Genomic DNA, 17,292 nt, shown 5'->3' on the forward strand with positions numbered 1-17,292 from the left:
CCCCAGCCGCGATTACCAACCTCAGGCAAACCCCAGCAAGACGAAACCCCCGAACCCGTAGGTTCGAGGGTTTCCGATGTCCTGAGACATCACAAGAGTGCCCCCGGCAGGATTCGAACCTGCGGCACCCGCTTTAGGAGAGCGGTGCTCTATCCCCTGAGCTACGGAGGCGGACTCTCGTAAGCCTAGCGAAAGTCTGGCACTGCACGCGACGTGCGGCCCCGATCAGTTTTGTGGGGTTGGTTATGGGTGCTCTGAGCTGCGGTAAAGCCATGGCAAGCGGTCGGTGGCGGGTTCGGGGGGCGTGGATACCGTCTGCTCGTGACCAGGAGGCGATGTACGCAGGCCCGTCGGCGGCCCGTTGTTCTGTTCGGGGCGTTGCTGGCGCCGGCGATTTTGGCGGGTGGGTTGCTGGCGGGGGAGGTGCGGGGGCTTGGGTTGGCGGGGCCGCCGATGGTTGTGCCGAGTTGGGGGCGGGGGATGGCGTTGGAGCCGGTGTTGGTGCCTGCTCCGCCTCGGCCTGATCGGTGGTATGAGGGGGTTGTGCCTGCTCCTGTGCGGGAGGAAGAGGTCTCGCCTCCTGCGGAGGAGGAGGCGCCGGAGGAGGAGGTTGTGGTGGCTTCCGAGCCGCAGGAGGAGGCTCTGCCTGAGGAGCCTGTGACGCCGGCTCCTGTGCGGACTCGGGACGGGTGTCCGGGGGAGTGGGTGGACACCTGGTTGTGGGAGTTGTGCCGGGATCGGGAGCAGGAGAGGGCGGGAGTAGGGGCAGGGGCAGGGTCGGGGGAGAGTTGGGTGCCGGGGATATGAGTGGCGGGGGAGGGCTGGGTGCTGGGGACGTGGGTTACGCGGGAGGGTTGGGTGTGGGGTTGTGAGGGTGTGCGGGAGGGGTTGGTGCACGCCGTCACCGAGTGGGCTTCCGCGGTCGTGGTGATGTTGGGGGTTGCGAGGGAGGGTTGGGTGCACCTCCTTATCGAGGGTGCTCCCGCGCTCGTGCCGATGTTGTGGGCGCGGGTTGTGGGGCGTGCGGGGGAGTTGGGTGGAGGGGAGGTGAACCGCAGGGGGTTGGCTGGGCGTACTGATCGATAAGTAGTGCTGATCTTTGGAGGTGCGTGCGGGTTTGGGGTGGCGGTGTGTGGGCGGGACAGGGCGAGCTGAGCAAAGTGGGCTATTTGTCTCATAACAGCTCTTCCGAGTTCGGTCCGGACACTCCGGGGGCTGTAGTAACGTGCGTGCCTGACTTGGGTAACGAGAGTGCAAACGGAGGAGTCGAACGTGCCAGCCCCTCGATCAGCAGGTCTGATCGCGGTTGTCATGGCGGTGGCTTCTCTTCTCGTGCCCGGTGGGCAGGGGTCGGCTCAGGCTCAGGTGCACTCGAAGGCGTACGTGAAGGCGCGGGTTCAGCTGGATCGGCGGGATCCGTCCAATCTGACTGAGTTGCGGAGAGAGGCCGAGAAGTCGGCCAAGGAGCTGGAAGAGGCCACCAAGGCGCTGGAGAAGCGGCGGGCTGAGATCGCGGCATCCGAGCGGACGCTCAAGACCAAGCTCGCCTCCCTGCAGCAGTTGGAGCAGCGGGTGGCGGCGATGCGGCAGCCGGTGTCGCAGATGGCCGAGTTGCTCTATCAGCAGCCGCTCATGGGGGGCATTCTGCCGTTCCTGACGGGTGGCGCGGATGAGAAGACCTTGCGGGCGCTGTCGGACGCGAACCAGATGGTGGCCGTGCGGCAGCAGGCGGTTGAGCAGACCAGCACGTTGTACAAGGAGGCCGAGCGGCTGGCCGGTGAGGCGCAGGAACTGCGGGCCGGCAATCTGCTGGCCGAGGCGCAGCTGGCGGCCGAAGTGGACACGTTGCGGCAGCGGTCGGACAAGATCGTGAAGTCGCTGACCTCGGCGCTGGTGAAGCTCGGTATCAAGATCGACAAGGTGGGGCGGGCGGCGCTGGGGTGCAATCCGCTGCGGGCGGCCACGGCCGATCACTATCCCAACGGGCTGATCCCCCCGTCGATGCTCTGCCCCCTGCAGCAGAAGGGGCAGAGCCTCAGGGCCGACGCCACCATCGCGTTCGTCAGTCTGAACGAGGCCTACCGGCGCCGGTTCGGGAAGGCCATGTGTGTGACGGACGCCTATCGGAGCCTGGCCGAGCAGCAGTCGGTCTACTACCGGCGGCCCGGGTTCGCGGCGGTGCCGGGGCGGAGCAACCACGGGCTCGGGCTGGCGGTGGACCTGTGCGGCGGCGTGGAGCGGTCGGGGTCCGCGGAGTTCGTGTGGATGGAGAAGAACTCGAAGCGGTATGGGTGGTTCCATCCGTCGTGGGCCTACAGCAGCCCGTTCGAGCCGTGGCATTGGGAGTACGACCCCAAGATCGATTCGCTGGTCTGATCTTTCTACAGGCTTACTGGAGTGACTTCCTCGCTGCAGAAAGCGCAGCGGCCGGCCGCCTTGGGGATCTCCGAGAGGCACTCGGGGCAGTCGCGGGTCATCGCCTCGATCCTGGCCGCGGCGCGATCCTTGAAGTGGGTGTACGGCTTGACGACGAGGAAATAGAGCACCACGGCGACGATCAGGAACGAGACGACCGCGTTGATGAAGTTGCCGTACATGAAGTTGGACTGGCCGATGGTGACCTTGAGCGAGGAGAAGTCGGGCAGGCCGCCGAACGCCGAGATCAGCGGCGTGAGCAGGTCGGCCACGAACGACTGCACGATCGCGTTGAAGGCGGCACCGACGACCACCGCGACGGCCAAGTCGATGACATTGCCCTGGGTGAGGAACCTTCTGAATCCGTTCATGGGAAGTGATCGTAGTCGAGTCATTACTCAGGGTTAGGTTTGATGGTGATCGACAGGCGGGCGTGGGCCTGGGCGGTGGCCAGTTCGGCCGCCTGGGTGATGGTGGTGGCCAGGACGATCAGGCTGCCGTCGGACGAGGAGGAGGACGACGCCGCTTTGGGGATGGTGAGGACCTGGCTGTCAGGGGCGATCTGGCGTGCGGGTACGCCCTCCGCGTAGGAGGCCAGGAGGGTGATCGTGGAGCCGGGGGAGAGCAGGGCGGCCGCGGCGGGGTCGGAGATGCGCACCGGGGTGGCCACCAGGCCCGGTGGGAGGCGGTAGGAGGACAGGAGGCGGGCGTCGGTGAGGGGCTCGCCTCTGCGCATGGGAGTGGCCAGGGTCTGGGCCGACGATGGGGAGATGGCGCGCACCGCCCCGGCGGGCGGCGGGACGAGTGCCGCCGGGTGGAAGTCGGCCGGATCGAGTGGGCCGGCGGCCAGGTCGTGCGAGGCCACCAGGACCGTGGGGGCGGAGGTGGCGGGGCGGGTGGCCAGGAAGGCGGCCAGCACGGACAGGGCGGCGAACGCCGCCGCGACGAGGCGGCGGCGACGGCCGTAGCGTGTCAGCCAGGATCGGATCACGGCAGCTCGAAGGGCAGCTTGAGGCCGTCGAGTGCCGAGCCGCAGGAGCAGGCGCGCTCTTCGGGGAGGGCCTGGACGGTCTCGGACACCAGGGTGCGCATGCGGGTGACGTTTCCGGCGAAGAACTCCAGCACCTCGTCATGGGTGACGCCCTGCCCGGCCTCGACCCCGGCGTCGTGGTCGGTCACGAGGGAGATCGAGGTGTAGCAGAGGGCCAGCTCGCGGGCCAGGATCGCCTCGGGGAAGCCGGTCATGCCCACGATCGACCAGCCGTTGGCCGCGTACCACTGCGACTCGGCGCGCGTGGAGAAGCGCGGGCCCTCGATGACGACCAGCGTGCCGCCGTCGACCGTCTGCCAGCCGCCCTCCTGGGCGCGCTTGACCGCGACGGCGCGGCCGGACGGGCAGTAGGGGTCGGCGAAGGAGACGTGGACCGCGCCGTCGGTGTCGTAATAGGTCTGTACGCGCCCAGAGGTGCGGTCGACGAGCTGATCGGGCACCACCAGGGCACCGGGGCCGTATTCGGCCTTCAGCGAACCCACGGCGCTGGGCGCGAGCACCTGGCGGACGCCGAGTGAGCGCAGCGCCCAGAGGTTGGCGCGATAGGGGATGCGGTGGGGCGGGAAACGGTGATCTCGCCCGTGTCTGGGGATGAACGCCACCGTACGCGAGCCGATGCGCCCGATTGTGACGACATCGCTCGGGGGGCCGTAGGGAGTGGAGAGCTGGAGCTCCTCGGCGTCGTCCAGCAGGGAGTAGAAGCCCGAACCGCCGATGACGCCGATGTCTGCGCGAGTGACCATGGCGCAGAGAGTAGCGGGAGCGGGGTGCGGCTAGAACGGCCCGAACGCCGTTCTGTGGATAACGGGGTTCGGGTGTTGCGGCGCGCCGACATCAGCCGACATTGACCGGCGTTAGATGACATCAACCGTCATGTCGGCATTTGTCCGCCCACTGCGGCCGGTCTCCGCCCCGCTCTCGGGTAAGCAGGCCGTACGAGCGCCCGGGGCAGGCCCCGGGCCCTGAGAAGGTCAGCTGGAGGTCGTCGTGGAGGCGGCGGCCGGCGCGGGGGCGGTCGACGGCGTCGAGGAACTCGACTCCGACGACGACTTGCTCTCGCCGGACTTCGCGCCGGAAGAGCCGGAAGAACCAGAAGAGGACGCGGCCGCGGACGATGAGCCCGACGACGAGCGGTTGTCGGTCCGGTAGAAGCCGGAACCCTTGAACACGATGCCGACGGCCGAGAACACCTTGCGCAGGTTGCCCTGGCAGCTCGGGCACACCGTCAACGCATCGTCGGTGAACTTCTGAACGACCTCGAGCTGCTCACCGCAGTCGTTGCAGGCGTACTGATAGGTCGGCACGCGCTCCTCCTTACAAGCTTTGGCACTCGAGCGATGCGACTGCTAATGGTAACCGATGGGGTCAAACAGCTATTCCAACCCCCGCTCGCCGTACCAGCCTGCCAGCTTTCCACCTCGGCTCACGGCCCGGAGCCGGCGCTCCGCCTCGTCGCGGCAGGCGGCGGTGGTGACGACCAGGAGCTGGTCGTCCACGCGCAGCCTGGTCGTGGTGCTGGGGACGAAGGATTTGCCGTCGCGTACGATGAGCGTCACCGCAGCTCCAGAGGGCAGGCGGAGCTCGTAGACCTCCACCCCGTGCAGGCGCGAGCCCGGAGGCACCCTGACCTGCAGCAGGTCGGCGTTGAGCTCCTCCAGCGGAGCGGACTCGACCGCGAGATCATGGGCCTCGCCGGGAGCGGCCACCCCGAGCAGCCGCGCGGCGTACGGCAGCGTCGGCCCCTGGAGCAGGGTGAACACGATGACGATCACGAAGACCTCGTTGAAGAGGCCTTTGGAGCCGACGACGCCGGCCGCCCACGGGATGGTCGCCAGGACGATCGGAACCGCGCCGCGCAGCCCCGCCCACGACAGGAACGCCTGGTCGCGCCAGCTCACCCAGCCCAGCCGCAGCGCCCATGACAGGGCGGAGCTGACCAGCACCGACAGCGGGCGGGCCAGGAGCGCGAGGATGGTGCCGGTGATCAGGCCGGGGACGATCGCCGGCGCCATCTCGTTGACGTCGGCCAGCATGCCGAGCAGGACGAACATGCCGATCTGCGCCAGCCAGGCCGCGCCCTCCGCGAAACCCCTGGTGGCCGCCCGGTGCGGCAGGCGCGAGTTGCCCAGGATGAGCGCCGTCAGGTAGACGGCCAGGAAGCCGGAGCCGTGCAGCAGCACCGCGCCGCCGTACGAGACGAACGTGAGCGCCAGCACGGCGATGGGAGAGAGGCCGGAGGCGGGCAGGGCGACGCGGCGCAGGGCGTAGGCGCCGGCGGGGCCGACGGCGAGGCCCACCGCGGCGCCGATGAGCAGCTCGATCCCGGTCTCCAGCAGGAACGTTCCCAGGGTGGCCGAGGAGTGTGAGGCCCCGCTGAGCAGCACCACGGCGATGACCGTGGGCGCGTCGTTGAGCCCGGACTCCGCCTCCAGCACCCCCGCGAGGCGCGGTGGCAGCGGCAGCCTCCGGAGCACGGAGAAGACGGCGGCGGCGTCGGTGGAGGCCAGGACGGCGCCGAGGATCAGCGCCGTCTTGCCGTCGATGCCGAGAATGCCCTGAACGACCAGCGCCACCACGACGACGCTGACGGCCACGCCCACGGTCGCCAGGATCATGGCAAGGGGGACGGAACGCCGTACGTGGGACCAGTTCGTCGTCAGGCCGCCCTCGGCCAGGATCACCGCCAGCGCCGTCATCCCGATCTGCTGGGCCAGCTGGGGGCTCTCGAAGGGGATGCCGAGCCCGGAAGGCCCCAGGACCAGCCCGAAGCCGAGGAACACCAGCAGGCTGGGCAGGCCGGTGCGATGGGCGATGCGGACGGAGGCGATCGCGGCGATGACGATCACGGCGCCAAGAAGGAGCCAGACGTCGAGCATCATCTGGCTCCTCTCGTACCGGCGGTCACATAAGACTAGTGAGTCCAGAAGGCGTCATCGCGTAGCGAACCCGCCGGTCATGGGGCTCGGACGGGACGTCGTCGATCAGCTCGCCGTCGTGCAGCAGGGCCACCGTGGGGACGTTGGGGCCGACCCTGGCCAGCGCCCGATCGTAGGAGCCGCCGCCGCGTCCGAGGCGCACGCCCGTGCGCCTGTCGACGGCCAGCGCGGGCACGATCACGAGGGCGGCGGTACGTACGGCGTCGACGCCTCTGCGGGTGTCGACCGGCTCCATGATTCCGTGGCGGCCGGGGGCGAGCGTGTCGGGCCCGTCGTAGACCGCCCAATTCAGGTCATTGTCCTTCTGGAGCACGGGCAGGATGACGGTGGCTCCATGTTTCCAGAGAGCGAACACGAGCCCGTGCGTCTCCGGCTCCGACCCCGCTGACCAGTAGCAGGCCACCAGACCGGCCATCTGCACCCACGGCTGTTCGAGCAGCGTTTCGCGGACCTTGATGGCGTTTGCCCGTAGCTGTTCGGGGGTGAGGGAGCCGCGCGCCGCGTTCAGCTCGCGGCGCAGGTTCATCTTGTCCACAGGTCCCTCCACTAGGGTCTACTCATGGCTGACTTCGACCCTGTGACGAAAGCCGTCGTGCCCGCCGCGGGTCTGGGCACCCGGTTCCTTCCGGCGACGAAGGCGACACCCAAGGAGATGTTGCCCATCGTCGACAAGCCCGCGATCCAGTATGTCGTCGAAGAGGCGGCCTCCGCCGGTCTCCTCGACGTCCTCATGGTCACCGGCAAGAACAAGCGCTCGATCGAAGACCACTTCGACCGGGCGTTCGAGCTGGAGGAGGCCCTTGAGGCCAAGGGCGACGAGCAGCGATTGTCGCAGGTCCGCGAGCCGGCCTCGCTGGCGACTCTGCACTACGTACGCCAGGGCGAGCCCAAGGGGCTCGGGCACGCGGTGCTCTGCGCCAAGCACCACGTCGGCGATCACCCCTTCGCCTGCCTGCTCGGCGACGACCTGATCGACCACCGCGACCACCTGCTGCGGCGCATGATCGAGGTGCGTGACACGTTCGGCGGCAGCGTGATCGCGCTGATGGAGGTGCCCAAGGAGCAGGTCTCGCTCTACGGTGTGGCCACCATCGAGGCCACCGCGGAAGAAGACGTCGTACGCGTGACCGACCTGGTCGAGAAGCCGCCGGCCGACGAGGCGCCGTCCAACTGGGCCATCATCGGGCGTTATGTGATCGATCCCGCGGTGTTCGAGGTGCTGGAGCAGACGCCGCCGGGGCGGGGCGGGGAGATCCAGCTCACCGACGCGCTGCGCACGCTCGCCTCGCGCGGCCGCGACGAGGGCGGGCCCGTGCACGGCGTGCTGTTCAGGGGGCGACGCTACGACACGGGCGACAAGCTCGACTATCTGCGCACTGTGGTGAAGTTCGCGGCGGACCGGGACGATCTGGCGCCGGATTTCGTGCCGTGGTTGCGGGAGTTCCTCGATGAAATCAGTTGACGCGCATCTGGCCGAGATCATGGCCACTGTACGTCCGCTGGCCCCGCTGGAGCTGGAGCTGGAGCAGGCTCTCGGCACGACGCTGGCCGAGGACGTCACCTCGCCGGTGCCGCTGCCGCCGTTCGACAACTCGGCCATGGACGGGTACGCGGTCAGGGCCGAGGATCTGTCGGAGGTCCCCGTTACGCTGCCGGTGATCGACGACGTGGCGGCCGGCTCGGTCGAGCTGCGCGCCGTCGGGCCCGGCCACACCGTGCGCATCATGACCGGCGCGCCCATGCCGGCCGGGGCCGACACCGTGGTGCCGGTCGAGTGGACGGACGGGGGCACGGTCTCCGTACGCATCGACCGCCGCGCCGAGGTGGGCAACGCGGTCCGGCGGGCCGGGGAGGACGTACAGGCTGGAGAGATCGTGCTCAAGGCGGGCACCCTGATCGGGCCCGCGCAGCTGGGGATCATCGCCGGCGTGGGGCGGCGGCGCGTGCTCGCGCGCCCGCGTCCGCGCGTCGTGGTCGTCTCCACCGGCGCCGAGCTGGTCGAGCCGGGCGGCACGCTCGCGCCCGGCCAGATCTGGGAGTCCAACAGCTACACCTTGGCGGCGGCGGTGCGCGAGGCGGGGGCCGACGGCTTCCGCGCCGGATCCGTCGGCGACGATCCCGCGGTGCTGCTCGACCGGCTCGACACGCATCTCGTGCGAGCCGATGCGATCGTCACCACCGGCGGGGTGTCGATGGGGGCCTACGAGCCGGTCAAGGAGGCCCTGTCGCCGCTGGGCACGGTCCGGTTCGAGAAGGTCGCGATGCAGCCGGGGATGCCACAGGGCTTCGGCGTGCTGGGGGAGGACGAAGTGCCGATCTTCGCGCTGCCCGGCAATCCGGTGTCCTCGTTCGTGTCGTTCATGCTGTTCGTACGTCCCGCGCTTGACCGGATGCGCGGGCTGCCCGGCGGCCTGCCGGAGACGGTCACCGCGACGGTCACCGGGCCGCTGCGGTCGCCGTCCGGCCGGCGCTCCTACCTGCGAGGCGTGCTGGCCTCGGACGGCACGGTGACGCCGGTGCACGGGCAGGGCTCCCATCAGCTCGCCGCCCTGGCCCTGGCCAACGCGCTGATCGTGGTGCCTGAGGATGTGACCGAGGTGGAGAGCGGGTCCGCCGTGGAGGTGGTCCGGCTGTGAGCCGAGTGGAGGGTGGCTGTGGGTGAGCTGACCCATATCGACGAGACCGGTGCCGCGCGCATGGTGGACGTGTCGGCCAAGGACGTCTCGGCCCGCACCGCCACGGCCACCGGCCGGGTGCTGCTGTCGGCCGAGACGGTCGCGCTGCTGCGTTCGGGCGAGGTGCCCAAGGGCGACGCGCTGGGGGTGGCCAGGATCGCGGGGATCATGGGGGCGAAACGTACGCCTGATCTGATCCCGCTCTGTCATCCGATCGCCCTGCACGGGGTGAAGGTCACGCTCGACGTCGAAGACTGGGGCGTGGCGATCACGTGCCGGGTGAAGACGGCCGACCGTACCGGGGTGGAGATGGAGGCGCTGACGGCCGTCTCGGTGGCGGCGCTGGCGCTGATCGACATGGTCAAGGCGGTCGATCCGGGCGCGGTGATCACCGATGTGCGGGTGGAGGAGAAGCTGGGCGGCAAGACCGGCCGGTGGACGCGGGAGCAGGGCTGATGCGCGCGCTGGTGATCACGGTGTCGAACCGGGCCTCCGCCGGGATTTATGCGGATAAATCCGGGCCGTTGCTGGCCGAGCTGCTGCGGCAGGAGGCCGGCTGCGAGGTCGAGGGGCCCGTGGTGGTGCCCGACGGTGAGGCGGTCGAGCGGGCGCTCAGGGAGGGGGTGGCGGGTGGGTACGAGGTCATCGTCACCACCGGGGGCACCGGGCTGACGCCGCTGGATCTGACGCCGGAGATGACCGCCAGGGTGATTTCTCGGGAAATTCCTGGCATCGCGGAGGCAATTCGGCTGGCAAATCGCGACAAGGTGCCTACGTCCGTATTGTCGCGAGGGCTGGCCGGGCAGGCGGGTGACACCTTGATCGTGAATTTGCCCGGATCGTCCGGTGGGGTACGGGATGGCGTCGCCGTACTCGCGCCCATCCTGCGGCACGCGGTCGATCAGATCCGGGGCGGCGACCACCCGCGCTGAGCCGGGCCGGTGATCGCGCCGGCGATCGGCGTCCTGAGGGTGAATCGCAGCTCCGCTCGCTGATCCGTGGCGCCATCGTGCCCGATCGGGGGATGATGAGGGGTGTGGATCGACTTCGTGGCTGGCCGGCGACCCTGAACGAAGGCCCCGTGGGCCTGCGGCCGCTGCGGCTGGGCGACGTGCGTGTGTGGCGTGAGACCAGGCTGCGCAACGCCGACTGGCTGCGGCCCTGGGAACCGAGCAACCCCGAGACCCCCCTGTTCCGGACCGGGCTCGGCCCGTACATCTCCATGGTCGGCACCCTGCGCCGCGAGGCTAGGCAAGGGCTGGCGCTGCCATGGGTGATGACCTACAACGGCCGCTTCGCCGGCCAGCTGACCGTGGGCGCCATCGTGTGGGGGTCTGCCCGTTCTGCCCAGGTCGGTTACTGGATCGACGGCGCCGTGGCGGGCAACGGGGTCACCCCGACCGCGCTCGCGATGGCCGTTGACCATTGCTTCTTCACCACCGGATTGCATCGGCTGGAAGCGAACATCCGTCCCGAGAATCAAGCCAGCCGTAGAGTGGTTGAGAAGCTCGGTTTCAGGGAAGAAGGCATTCGGCGTCGCCAACTCCACATCGACGGAGCCTGGCGCGATCACATCTGTTACGCGTTGACCGTCGAGGACGTACCTGGCGGGCTGCTCGTGCAGTGGCGTCGCGCGCGTGAGTCAGCGGCTCACGGGGGGTCCTCCGTCGAAGAGGTTTGACGATCTCGCGACACACCGCACCGAATGCTCGTCAATTAGTGACACGCGGTCTTACGGTGCGTGACGTGAGCACATTCAAGGCGCGACGAGCACATCCGCGTCTTTGTGCTGCCCGGAGGTGGCCGTGAGTCCTGTCCTCCTCTACATGGCCATCGTCGTTATGTGGCTCTGTGTCCTGATTCCCATGTGGCTGCGTCGGGACAAGACGAACCTCGCCGAACTGGCCGAGCTCGAAGAGTATTACACCGGCGAGCACCAACTGCCCGATCTCGACAATCTCGCCCCCGATTCCGAGGACTACGACGGGCCGACGCCCGCCGAGATCGAGAAGGTCGACGTCCGCCAGTTCCGCTTCCGGCGCCGCGCCATCATCGTCGCCCGCCGGCGCCGCCTGCTCTTCTTCACCGCCCTGCTCGTGCTGGCCTCCGTGGTGACGGCTTCGGTCGAGATGATGCCGTGGTGGGGCGTCGCGCCCTCCATCGTCGTCATGCTGACGTACATGGCGTTTCTCCGCATCGCCGTACAGGTCGACAGGGAACGCCGCGAACGCGCCCGCCAGGCGCGCGCTGAGCGCCTGCGACGGCAGCGCGAGCAGCAGCGGGTCGCCGCCGAGGCGGAGGCCGAGGTGATCGATCTCACGACGCTGAACGGGGACGTCCTGTTCGATCAGTACGCCGAACCGCCGCGGCGGGCGGTGGGGGACTGAAACGGTGGCGCGAGGACCCTCTGAAGTTTGCTAATCTGGTCGAGTCCTTGGGGATGTAGCGCAGTCCGGTAGCGCACTTCGTTCGCATCGAAGGGGTCAGGGGTTCGAATCCCCTCATCTCCACCAGGAAGATGCAGGTGAGAAGGGTCTTTGGAGTAATCCAGAGGCCCTTTTCTCATGTCTGGAAGTCGATGGGAGCCAGTCGGGGAGCCATCTCACTTGGACTCTCTACCCGTGTCGGCTGTCGCCGAAGATGGTGTTCATCGTCTGGGCACCTTTGGTGATCATCGGCCGTAGCTGGTGCCGGTAGACCGCCTCTGTGACGCTGGTGCCCGCGTGCCCGCGTGCCCGACGAGATCGGCGATGGTCTCGATGGGAACGCCCTGGTCACTCATGATGAAGACGAACGAGTGACGCAGTTCGCGGGGACTCCAGGCGGTTCCGAGTCCCGCTCGTTTGGTGATCCTGCGAAACGCCCGTCGCACGTTCGAGGCGTCCAGCGGAGTGCCTATGTTCGTGCAGGACGCCATGTTGTGATCTTGCCAAGCCTCGCCGGCCTTGAGCTTGAGCCGGGCACGCATCCCCTCCACCTGGCCGCGGACATCCTGCAGGCCCAGCGCCCGCACCACATCCCGCGCCGCCCCTCTGGGATGATCTCGAAGATCCGTTCCCGCCGAGCGAAGGGGCCCCTGCTTGAACACCGGACAGCCGCCGACCGACGACCTGCGCGAGCATTACCGGCGACTGATAAGCAGCACGCAGTGGCTCAGCGTAGGCATGTGCTGGACGGTAATGGTCCCCGACGGCGGTCGAGCGTTCACCCTGGACCAGGTTGCCGCCCGGCTCGCCGGGAACACGCCCTACCAGGTGCACGAGCCGGCGTCGCTCGACGCCATCGGGCCACCCGAACGCGACGCCTACCCCATCCTTGTCGACCAGTGCAGCTCGACCACCGTTCTCTTCGAGTGGGACTACCTCGGGGCAAACCCCGCCGTGCTCCGGCGGCTCAGTGAGGGAGCACGCGTCCACAGCGCCTGGTGGAACGTCAACGCCAACAATCTGCTGGGCTTCGCGGCCCGAGGCGAGCACGTCCTGGCGATCAACGCGCGCTTTCCCGGGAGGCAGGAACACCATGCCGGCCTGGCACGATGGCCCGAGCTGCAGGTCATGGAGGACTTCTTCGCCGCGCCCGCGCCCGAAGACCCCGACGAGGAAGAGGACGAGGACGACCTCGATGACCGCGCCGACTACGACTGGAGGGCCGCCTGCCTGGCAGTCATCGACCGCAGCACCGGGGCGCGGCTGACCGGCGAGTGGCTGGAGCAGCCGCATCCCTACGTGACGGTCCGCATGCCGGACGCGACCCGCTGAGAGCGGGTCAGCGCCGGAGCTGCGTACGCGGGAAGCGACGTCACCTGGAGCGGCTGTCCATCGCGCGTGAGAAGCTGACCGCACTGGAGGCGGCCGACGAGTCGGCGGAGGCAGGGCGCGACTTGCTGCTGCTCAGAGGGATTTGCGGAATGAGGAGTCATGGGCCGGAGCGCGCCTCGGGTGAAGCGCAGGAAGTCTCCGCAAGAGAAGAAGCGGCTGAGCTACACCAAAGATCGTCGCAACGACTACGGCGAGAATGACAAGAGCTCGCGCAAGAGCATCCGGCGCAACAAGCGGACGCCCCATCGGGCCAATCGCCATCGTGATCATCAGGTCCTCGAAGCTGCCCGAGGCGCCGCCGACGAGCAGTCGGGCGAAGCTGCCGAAGAGCGTCTGTACGCGAGGCGGCCGAAACGCTGGAAGAAGGTCCGCGATGCGCCTCTTGGCGAGATCTTGCTGGGGCGTATCGAGCGTCGGGTGAAGCGGGGCATCCATGATTCTGGAACTGGTCGGAAGCGCATCCGCCGTATTCGCCGGCGGCAGAAGGTTTGACGACTGCACGGTCAGAGGGACGGGAAGCGGCTTTCATCTGCCAGTCGACGGCTCAAGAGGCGACGCGGGCCGGTGCCCTCGTCTCCGAGACGATCGTCGGGGTTGCGCAGTACGCATCGATCGATGGAAAGGCATCCGCAGCCGACGCAGTCGGACAGCTTGTCGCGCAGGCGGGTGAGCTGCTCGATGCGGGTGTCGAGTTCGGCGCGCCATGAGGCGGATAGGCGGGTCCAGTCTTCCCTGGTCGGTGTGCGCTCCTCCGGAAGACCTGCCAGCGCCTCGCCCACCATGCGCAGCGGAATGCCGACTCGCTGCGCCACCCGGATGAAGGCCACCCTGCGCAGGGTGTCGCGAGAGTAGCGTCGTTGGTTTCCCGCGGTTCTGCGGCTGCGGATCAGGCCCTTCTCTTCGTAGAAGTGCAAGGCGGTCACCGCCACGCCGGAACGGGCGGCGAGTTGCCCGACGGTGAGCTCCTTGGCGTCAAAAGGGGGTTTCGTCACGCCTCTCAGGCTAGAGCTTGACCTCGGCTATAGTCGAGGTTTCATGCTTGACGAGTGACAAGATCCCCTGCGGACACCGCCCCGCCCACCACTGGCCGTGCTGGGCGACGGGAATGGATCGGGCTTGCCGTTCTGTCCATTCCCGCTCTCCTGGCCTCCCTCGAGCTGACCGTGACTCACCTGGCGCTGCCGGCCATCGGCAGAGCGCTGGCAGCCGACAGCGCTGAGCTGCTGTGGATCGTGGATGTTTATGCCTTTCTGCTCGCCGGATCGCTGATCACCATGGGTACGCTGGGCGATCGGATCGGCCGCCGACGCCTTCTGCTGATCGGCGCGGCCGCGTACGGCGTCGCATCTGTGCTCGCGGCCTACGCTCCCAGCGCGGGCGCGCTCATCGCGGTCCGCGCGCTGCTCGGAATCTCTGGCGCCACGTTGATGCCGTCCGTGCTCTCCCTGACCGTCGCCATGTTCCGGGATCCGCGGCAACGCACCGTCGCCGTCGGGATCGTCATCGCCAGCGTGTCCGGAGGCACCGCGATCGGCCCTCTCGTGGGCGGGTGGTTGCTGGAGCGCTTCTGGTGGGGGTCGGTGTTCCTGCTCGGCGTGCCGGTGATGGCGCTGCTCCTGGCGCTGGGGCCGATCCTGCTGCCCGAGCGACGCGACGCGGGGGCAGGGCAGTTGGACCTGATCAGCGCCGCACTGTCACTGGCCGCGGTGTTGCCGGCGGTTTACGGTCTCAAGCAGATCGCCGCCGACGGCCCCGGCTGGGTGCCCGTGCTCTTCGTCACAGTCGGACTGCTGTTCGCCGTCGTCTTCCTGCGCAGGCAGCGCGCGTTGCGCCACCCGTTGATCGACCTGCGGTTGTTCGCGAACCGGGCGTTCAGCATCGCCGTGGCCACGCTGGCGCTCGGCATCTTCGTCTTGTGGGGTTTCAACTACGCCTTCGCACAATATCTGCAGTTGGTACGCGGGCTCTCGCCGCTGGAGGCCGGTCTGTGGACGGCGCCTTCGGCTGTCGGGGTAATCGTCGGATCGATGCTGGCCTCCAGAATCGTGCGCTGGATAGCCGCGGGAACGGTCATCGCGGCCGGACTGGCCCTGGCTGCCGCCGGCTTCGTCGTGGTCGCTCAGGCGGGCATGACCGCCGGGACAAGTGCCCTGGCTCTCCTGGTCACCGGAGCCATCATCGTGTCCGCTGGGCTCGGTCCGATGATGGCGCTGGCCACCGATCTGGTCGTCGGTACCGCACCCCCCGAACAGGCCGGCGCCGCCTCGGCGATCTCCTCGACCGCGCCTCAACTCGGCGGTGCACTCGGCATCGCGGTCCTTGGCAGCGCCATCGCCGCGGCGTACCGAAGCGAAATGAGCCGCGCTGTCGTGGCGGGCCTCCCCGCAGAAGCCGTGTCCGCCGCGAGGGAGAGCCTGGGTGGCGCTGTGACGGCGAGTCACGTTCTTCCCGACCTGCCCAGGGCCATGCTGCTCAGCGCAGCCCGTGAAGCGTTCACCACAGGATTTCAGCTGAGCGCCGTAGTCAGCGCTGCGACCATGGCAGGCCTGGCCGTCGCGGTCGCGGTCATGCTCAGGCGGGAACGAGTCGGCGCCAAGCCGACCGCCCGACGTTGATTCGGACATTCACCAGCACCCGCGCGAAGGCACAATCCCTCATGAATCCAGAACGTCTCAGACTTGCGGTGATCATCGGCAGTGTCCGAGAGGGCCGGTTCGGGCCCGTCGTGGCCAGGTGGTTCGTCGCGCAAGCGGAGCGCCGTCATCGCCTGCAGGTGGACGTCATCGACCTGGCCACGACACCCTTGCCGTACGCCCAACAGAGCCGACCCGTACCCGACGGGGTGTACGACTCGCCACTGGTTCGCTCATTTGCCGCCCGGATCCGTATCGCAGATGCTTTTGTCATCGTCACCCCGGAGTACAACCACGGCTATCCAGGTCCGCTTAAACTGGCGATTGACTCTGTCTGTCCAGAGTGGCACGCGAAACCGGTTGGATTCGTCGCCTATGGCGGTATTTCCGGTGGTCTACGCGCGGTTGAGCAGCTCCGGCCTGTCTTCGCCGAACTCCAGGCAGTGACCATCAGGAACACCGTCAGCTTTCACCGGGTGCACGGTCAGTTCGACACGGACGGAAACCCCAAAGACCCCGATACGGTCAACACCGCGGCCGCGGCGCTGCTTGACCAGCTGACGTGGTGGGCCGCAGCTCTGCGCAATGCCCGGGGTCACCTGCACCTGTGAGAAATGGGGTAGCCAGGTTCCGGGGCTGGGCTGATCGGGGTTTCCGAATCAGGTTCGTCCCGGATTGAGAGCCACGGAGCAGGTGTCCCGGAAGGCGAGGGTGGTGTCAGGGCGCTGGTGGAGTCGTCCTGCGGTCTCTAGTGGACTCCATCATGACGGACACCCGTTCACGAGCGGCTGACGTGATTGCGTCCTTCCCAGGGTCGACCGGCCTGCTTCCCATTCCCAGCGGCGCCGCTTGAGGGCCGCCGTCAACAGTTGAGCGCGACGGTGGTCCGGGGTCGGCCCGAGACGGGGTCCAAGGCAATGGGGAACGTTCGTCCGTCGGTCACCCGGATCTCAACGGAACTCGGCCCCGTCCACTTGACCGAGTCGAAGCCGTCGTCGGTGTCGTCGTCGTTGAAGCAACCGAGTTCCCACTCCCTGCTGAGCAACCCGTCGTCTCTGCGGAGGCTGAGCCGCATCACCGTGTCCGGCCCGAAACCCGCCGGCGACTCCTGGAGCCGGATCCTGTACGGCGCGGGCCCGTCGACGAAATCGGTCTCCTCGATAGCGGTGAACGAAAGGGCGACCAACGCCACGAACAGCGCGCCACTCGCGCCCAGCCCGGCGAGGACGGCGATCAGGACGCGTAGCCATCTCCACCGCAGCCCGAGGGCGGCGCATGCCATCAGGAGGCAGGCCAGCGCACCGAACGCGAACGGATGGTTCAGATGTTCCCTCAAGAGCACCAGGTCGGAGTCGTGGAAGAACGCCAGAACTGCGAGGCCGCCCGCGCAGAGCGAGGCGGCCGCCAGGACGAGTGAGCGAGGAGGCATGGCGGATCCCATCGGAGAGGTGCCACCGAGATCATGGCAGGACCGCGGTGCCGTAACCCCCGTGCATGGAATCGCGGCGAAACCCGCACAAGAGGCTGGGAGATCATGGCCACCGGTTCAGCCAACGGGCCCTCGGGCTGCAAGGCTTTGTCCGGTTTGGTCGAGAGGCGTTCCAACACCTACGCGGGCTGCAGGCCGGCGACAAGGGTGAAAGAGAACCCTGAGACGCCGAGGCTGCTTCGGAACTCCTCCCACCAGAGGTAGTCCAGCGTTGTCGCATGCGTCATGGACGGCCTCGCTCCTGTGGTCGATGATGCGGACGCCCACACTGGTGG

The 17,292-nt window shown here is 68.1% G+C and carries 20 protein-coding genes and 2 tRNA genes; 12 read left to right on the forward strand and 10 right to left on the reverse strand.

Annotation, left to right across the window (positions count from 1 at the left end; translation table 11 throughout):
* Nucleotides 1-98: 98 nt before the first annotated feature.
* Nucleotides 99-171, reverse strand: a tRNA-Arg gene (locus tag AB0C28_RS47275).
* A 1,263-nt stretch (nucleotides 172-1,434) separates the two neighbouring features.
* Here AB0C28_RS47275 and AB0C28_RS47280 point away from each other — a divergent pair.
* Nucleotides 1,435-2,376 (forward strand): D-alanyl-D-alanine carboxypeptidase family protein, encoded by a 942-nt coding sequence (locus AB0C28_RS47280; RefSeq protein WP_357855479.1) that lies wholly within the window; start codon nucleotides 1,435-1,437, stop codon nucleotides 2,374-2,376.
* A 5-nt stretch (nucleotides 2,377-2,381) separates the two neighbouring features.
* Here AB0C28_RS47280 and mscL read toward each other — a convergent pair whose 3' ends face one another.
* The 6 genes from mscL to AB0C28_RS47310 all read right to left on the reverse strand — a co-directional run bounded on the left by mscL (nucleotide 2,382) and on the right by AB0C28_RS47310 (nucleotide 6,928).
* Nucleotides 2,382-2,786, reverse strand: a complete 405-nt coding sequence (gene mscL, locus AB0C28_RS47285; RefSeq protein ID WP_357855476.1) for a large conductance mechanosensitive channel protein MscL — start codon at nucleotides 2,784-2,786, stop codon at nucleotides 2,382-2,384.
* Between the two features lie 23 nt (nucleotides 2,787-2,809).
* On the reverse strand, nucleotides 2,810-3,406 hold the full coding sequence (locus AB0C28_RS47290) for a flagellar biosynthesis protein FlgA (protein WP_358082712.1): 597 nt from the start codon (nucleotides 3,404-3,406) through the stop codon (nucleotides 2,810-2,812).
* Nucleotides 3,403-4,209, reverse strand: coding sequence for an S-methyl-5'-thioadenosine phosphorylase (locus AB0C28_RS47295; protein WP_358082715.1), 807 nt, complete (start codon nucleotides 4,207-4,209; stop codon nucleotides 3,403-3,405). Before AB0C28_RS47295 ends, AB0C28_RS47290 begins: the two co-directional genes overlap by 4 nt.
* Nucleotides 4,210-4,437: 228 nt before the next feature.
* Entirely contained in the window at nucleotides 4,438-4,770 is a 333-nt protein-coding gene (locus AB0C28_RS47300) for an FmdB family zinc ribbon protein (protein WP_358082718.1), read from the reverse strand.
* 69 nt (nucleotides 4,771-4,839) lie between these two features.
* Nucleotides 4,840-6,345: a potassium/proton antiporter gene (locus AB0C28_RS47305; protein WP_358082721.1), complete on the reverse strand. Its 1,506-nt coding sequence runs from the start codon at nucleotides 6,343-6,345 to the stop codon at nucleotides 4,840-4,842.
* 22 nt (nucleotides 6,346-6,367) lie between these two features.
* The gene (locus AB0C28_RS47310; RefSeq protein WP_358082894.1) at nucleotides 6,368-6,928 is read right to left on the reverse strand and encodes a 5-formyltetrahydrofolate cyclo-ligase; all 561 of its coding nucleotides are present in this window, start codon (nucleotides 6,926-6,928) and stop codon (nucleotides 6,368-6,370) included.
* 33 nt (nucleotides 6,929-6,961) lie between these two features.
* Between AB0C28_RS47310 and galU the strand changes: the two genes are divergently transcribed.
* The 7 genes from galU (at nucleotide 6,962) to AB0C28_RS47345 (ending at nucleotide 11,590) form a co-directional block, all read left to right on the forward strand.
* A complete protein-coding gene (galU, locus tag AB0C28_RS47315) occupies nucleotides 6,962-7,864 on the forward strand; it encodes a UTP--glucose-1-phosphate uridylyltransferase GalU (protein ID WP_357855461.1) in 903 nt (300 codons plus the stop codon).
* The gene (glp, locus tag AB0C28_RS47320; protein ID WP_357855458.1) at nucleotides 7,851-9,038 is read left to right on the forward strand and encodes a gephyrin-like molybdotransferase Glp; all 1,188 of its coding nucleotides are present in this window, start codon (nucleotides 7,851-7,853) and stop codon (nucleotides 9,036-9,038) included. Before galU ends, glp begins: the two co-directional genes overlap by 14 nt.
* An 18-nt stretch (nucleotides 9,039-9,056) precedes the next feature.
* Nucleotides 9,057-9,533, forward strand: coding sequence for a cyclic pyranopterin monophosphate synthase MoaC (gene moaC / locus AB0C28_RS47325; RefSeq protein ID WP_346111086.1), 477 nt, complete (start codon nucleotides 9,057-9,059; stop codon nucleotides 9,531-9,533).
* Nucleotides 9,533-10,009 carry a MogA/MoaB family molybdenum cofactor biosynthesis protein gene (locus tag AB0C28_RS47330; RefSeq protein ID WP_357855455.1) on the forward strand — a complete coding sequence of 159 codons (477 nt, stop codon included), beginning with the start codon at nucleotides 9,533-9,535 and terminating at the stop codon, nucleotides 10,007-10,009. The genes moaC and AB0C28_RS47330 overlap by 1 nt, the downstream gene beginning before the upstream one ends.
* Nucleotides 10,010-10,104: 95 nt before the next feature.
* Nucleotides 10,105-10,758: a GNAT family protein gene (locus AB0C28_RS47335; protein ID WP_181307538.1), complete on the forward strand. Its 654-nt coding sequence runs from the start codon at nucleotides 10,105-10,107 to the stop codon at nucleotides 10,756-10,758.
* Nucleotides 10,759-10,942: 184 nt separating this feature from the next.
* Nucleotides 10,943-11,464 carry a hypothetical protein gene (locus AB0C28_RS47340; protein ID WP_357855452.1) on the forward strand — a complete coding sequence of 174 codons (522 nt, stop codon included), beginning with the start codon at nucleotides 10,943-10,945 and terminating at the stop codon, nucleotides 11,462-11,464.
* 49 nt (nucleotides 11,465-11,513) lie between these two features.
* A tRNA-Ala gene (locus AB0C28_RS47345) sits at nucleotides 11,514-11,590 on the forward strand.
* 158 nt (nucleotides 11,591-11,748) lie between these two features.
* On the opposite strand, the gene AB0C28_RS47350 is transcribed toward AB0C28_RS47345, so the two are convergent.
* Nucleotides 11,749-12,045: a tyrosine-type recombinase/integrase gene (locus tag AB0C28_RS47350; protein ID WP_358082897.1), complete on the reverse strand. Its 297-nt coding sequence runs from the start codon at nucleotides 12,043-12,045 to the stop codon at nucleotides 11,749-11,751.
* A 112-nt stretch (nucleotides 12,046-12,157) separates the two neighbouring features.
* On the opposite strand from AB0C28_RS47350, the gene AB0C28_RS47355 reads away from it, so the two are divergent.
* Both AB0C28_RS47355 and AB0C28_RS47360 read left to right on the forward strand, forming a co-directional pair.
* On the forward strand, nucleotides 12,158-12,835 hold the full coding sequence (locus AB0C28_RS47355; protein ID WP_358082724.1) for a DUF6461 domain-containing protein: 678 nt from the start codon (nucleotides 12,158-12,160) through the stop codon (nucleotides 12,833-12,835).
* 180 nt (nucleotides 12,836-13,015) lie between these two features.
* Nucleotides 13,016-13,387 carry a hypothetical protein gene (locus tag AB0C28_RS47360; RefSeq protein ID WP_358082727.1) on the forward strand — a complete coding sequence of 124 codons (372 nt, stop codon included), beginning with the start codon at nucleotides 13,016-13,018 and terminating at the stop codon, nucleotides 13,385-13,387.
* 11 nt (nucleotides 13,388-13,398) lie between these two features.
* On the opposite strand, the gene soxR is transcribed toward AB0C28_RS47360, so the two are convergent.
* The gene (gene soxR / locus AB0C28_RS47365) at nucleotides 13,399-13,887 is read right to left on the reverse strand and encodes a redox-sensitive transcriptional activator SoxR (RefSeq protein WP_357855425.1); all 489 of its coding nucleotides are present in this window, start codon (nucleotides 13,885-13,887) and stop codon (nucleotides 13,399-13,401) included.
* A gap of 54 nt (nucleotides 13,888-13,941) precedes the next feature.
* Between soxR and AB0C28_RS47370 the strand changes: the two genes are divergently transcribed.
* Both AB0C28_RS47370 and AB0C28_RS47375 read left to right on the forward strand, forming a co-directional pair.
* Nucleotides 13,942-15,510, forward strand: coding sequence for an MFS transporter (locus AB0C28_RS47370; protein ID WP_358082729.1), 1,569 nt, complete (start codon nucleotides 13,942-13,944; stop codon nucleotides 15,508-15,510).
* 41 nt (nucleotides 15,511-15,551) lie between these two features.
* The gene (locus AB0C28_RS47375) at nucleotides 15,552-16,139 is read left to right on the forward strand and encodes an NAD(P)H-dependent oxidoreductase (protein WP_358082732.1); all 588 of its coding nucleotides are present in this window, start codon (nucleotides 15,552-15,554) and stop codon (nucleotides 16,137-16,139) included.
* A 251-nt stretch (nucleotides 16,140-16,390) separates the two neighbouring features.
* Here the strand turns inward: AB0C28_RS47375 and AB0C28_RS47380 are convergent, their stop codons facing one another.
* Nucleotides 16,391-16,969, reverse strand: a complete 579-nt coding sequence (locus AB0C28_RS47380) for a hypothetical protein (protein WP_358082735.1) — start codon at nucleotides 16,967-16,969, stop codon at nucleotides 16,391-16,393.
* Nucleotides 16,970-17,292: the final 323 nt, after the last annotated feature.

Origin of the sequence: Nonomuraea sp. NPDC048892 (assembly GCF_040649735.1) — a bacterium.
Taxonomy (GTDB): domain Bacteria; phylum Actinomycetota; class Actinomycetes; order Streptosporangiales; family Streptosporangiaceae; genus Nonomuraea; species Nonomuraea maheshkhaliensis.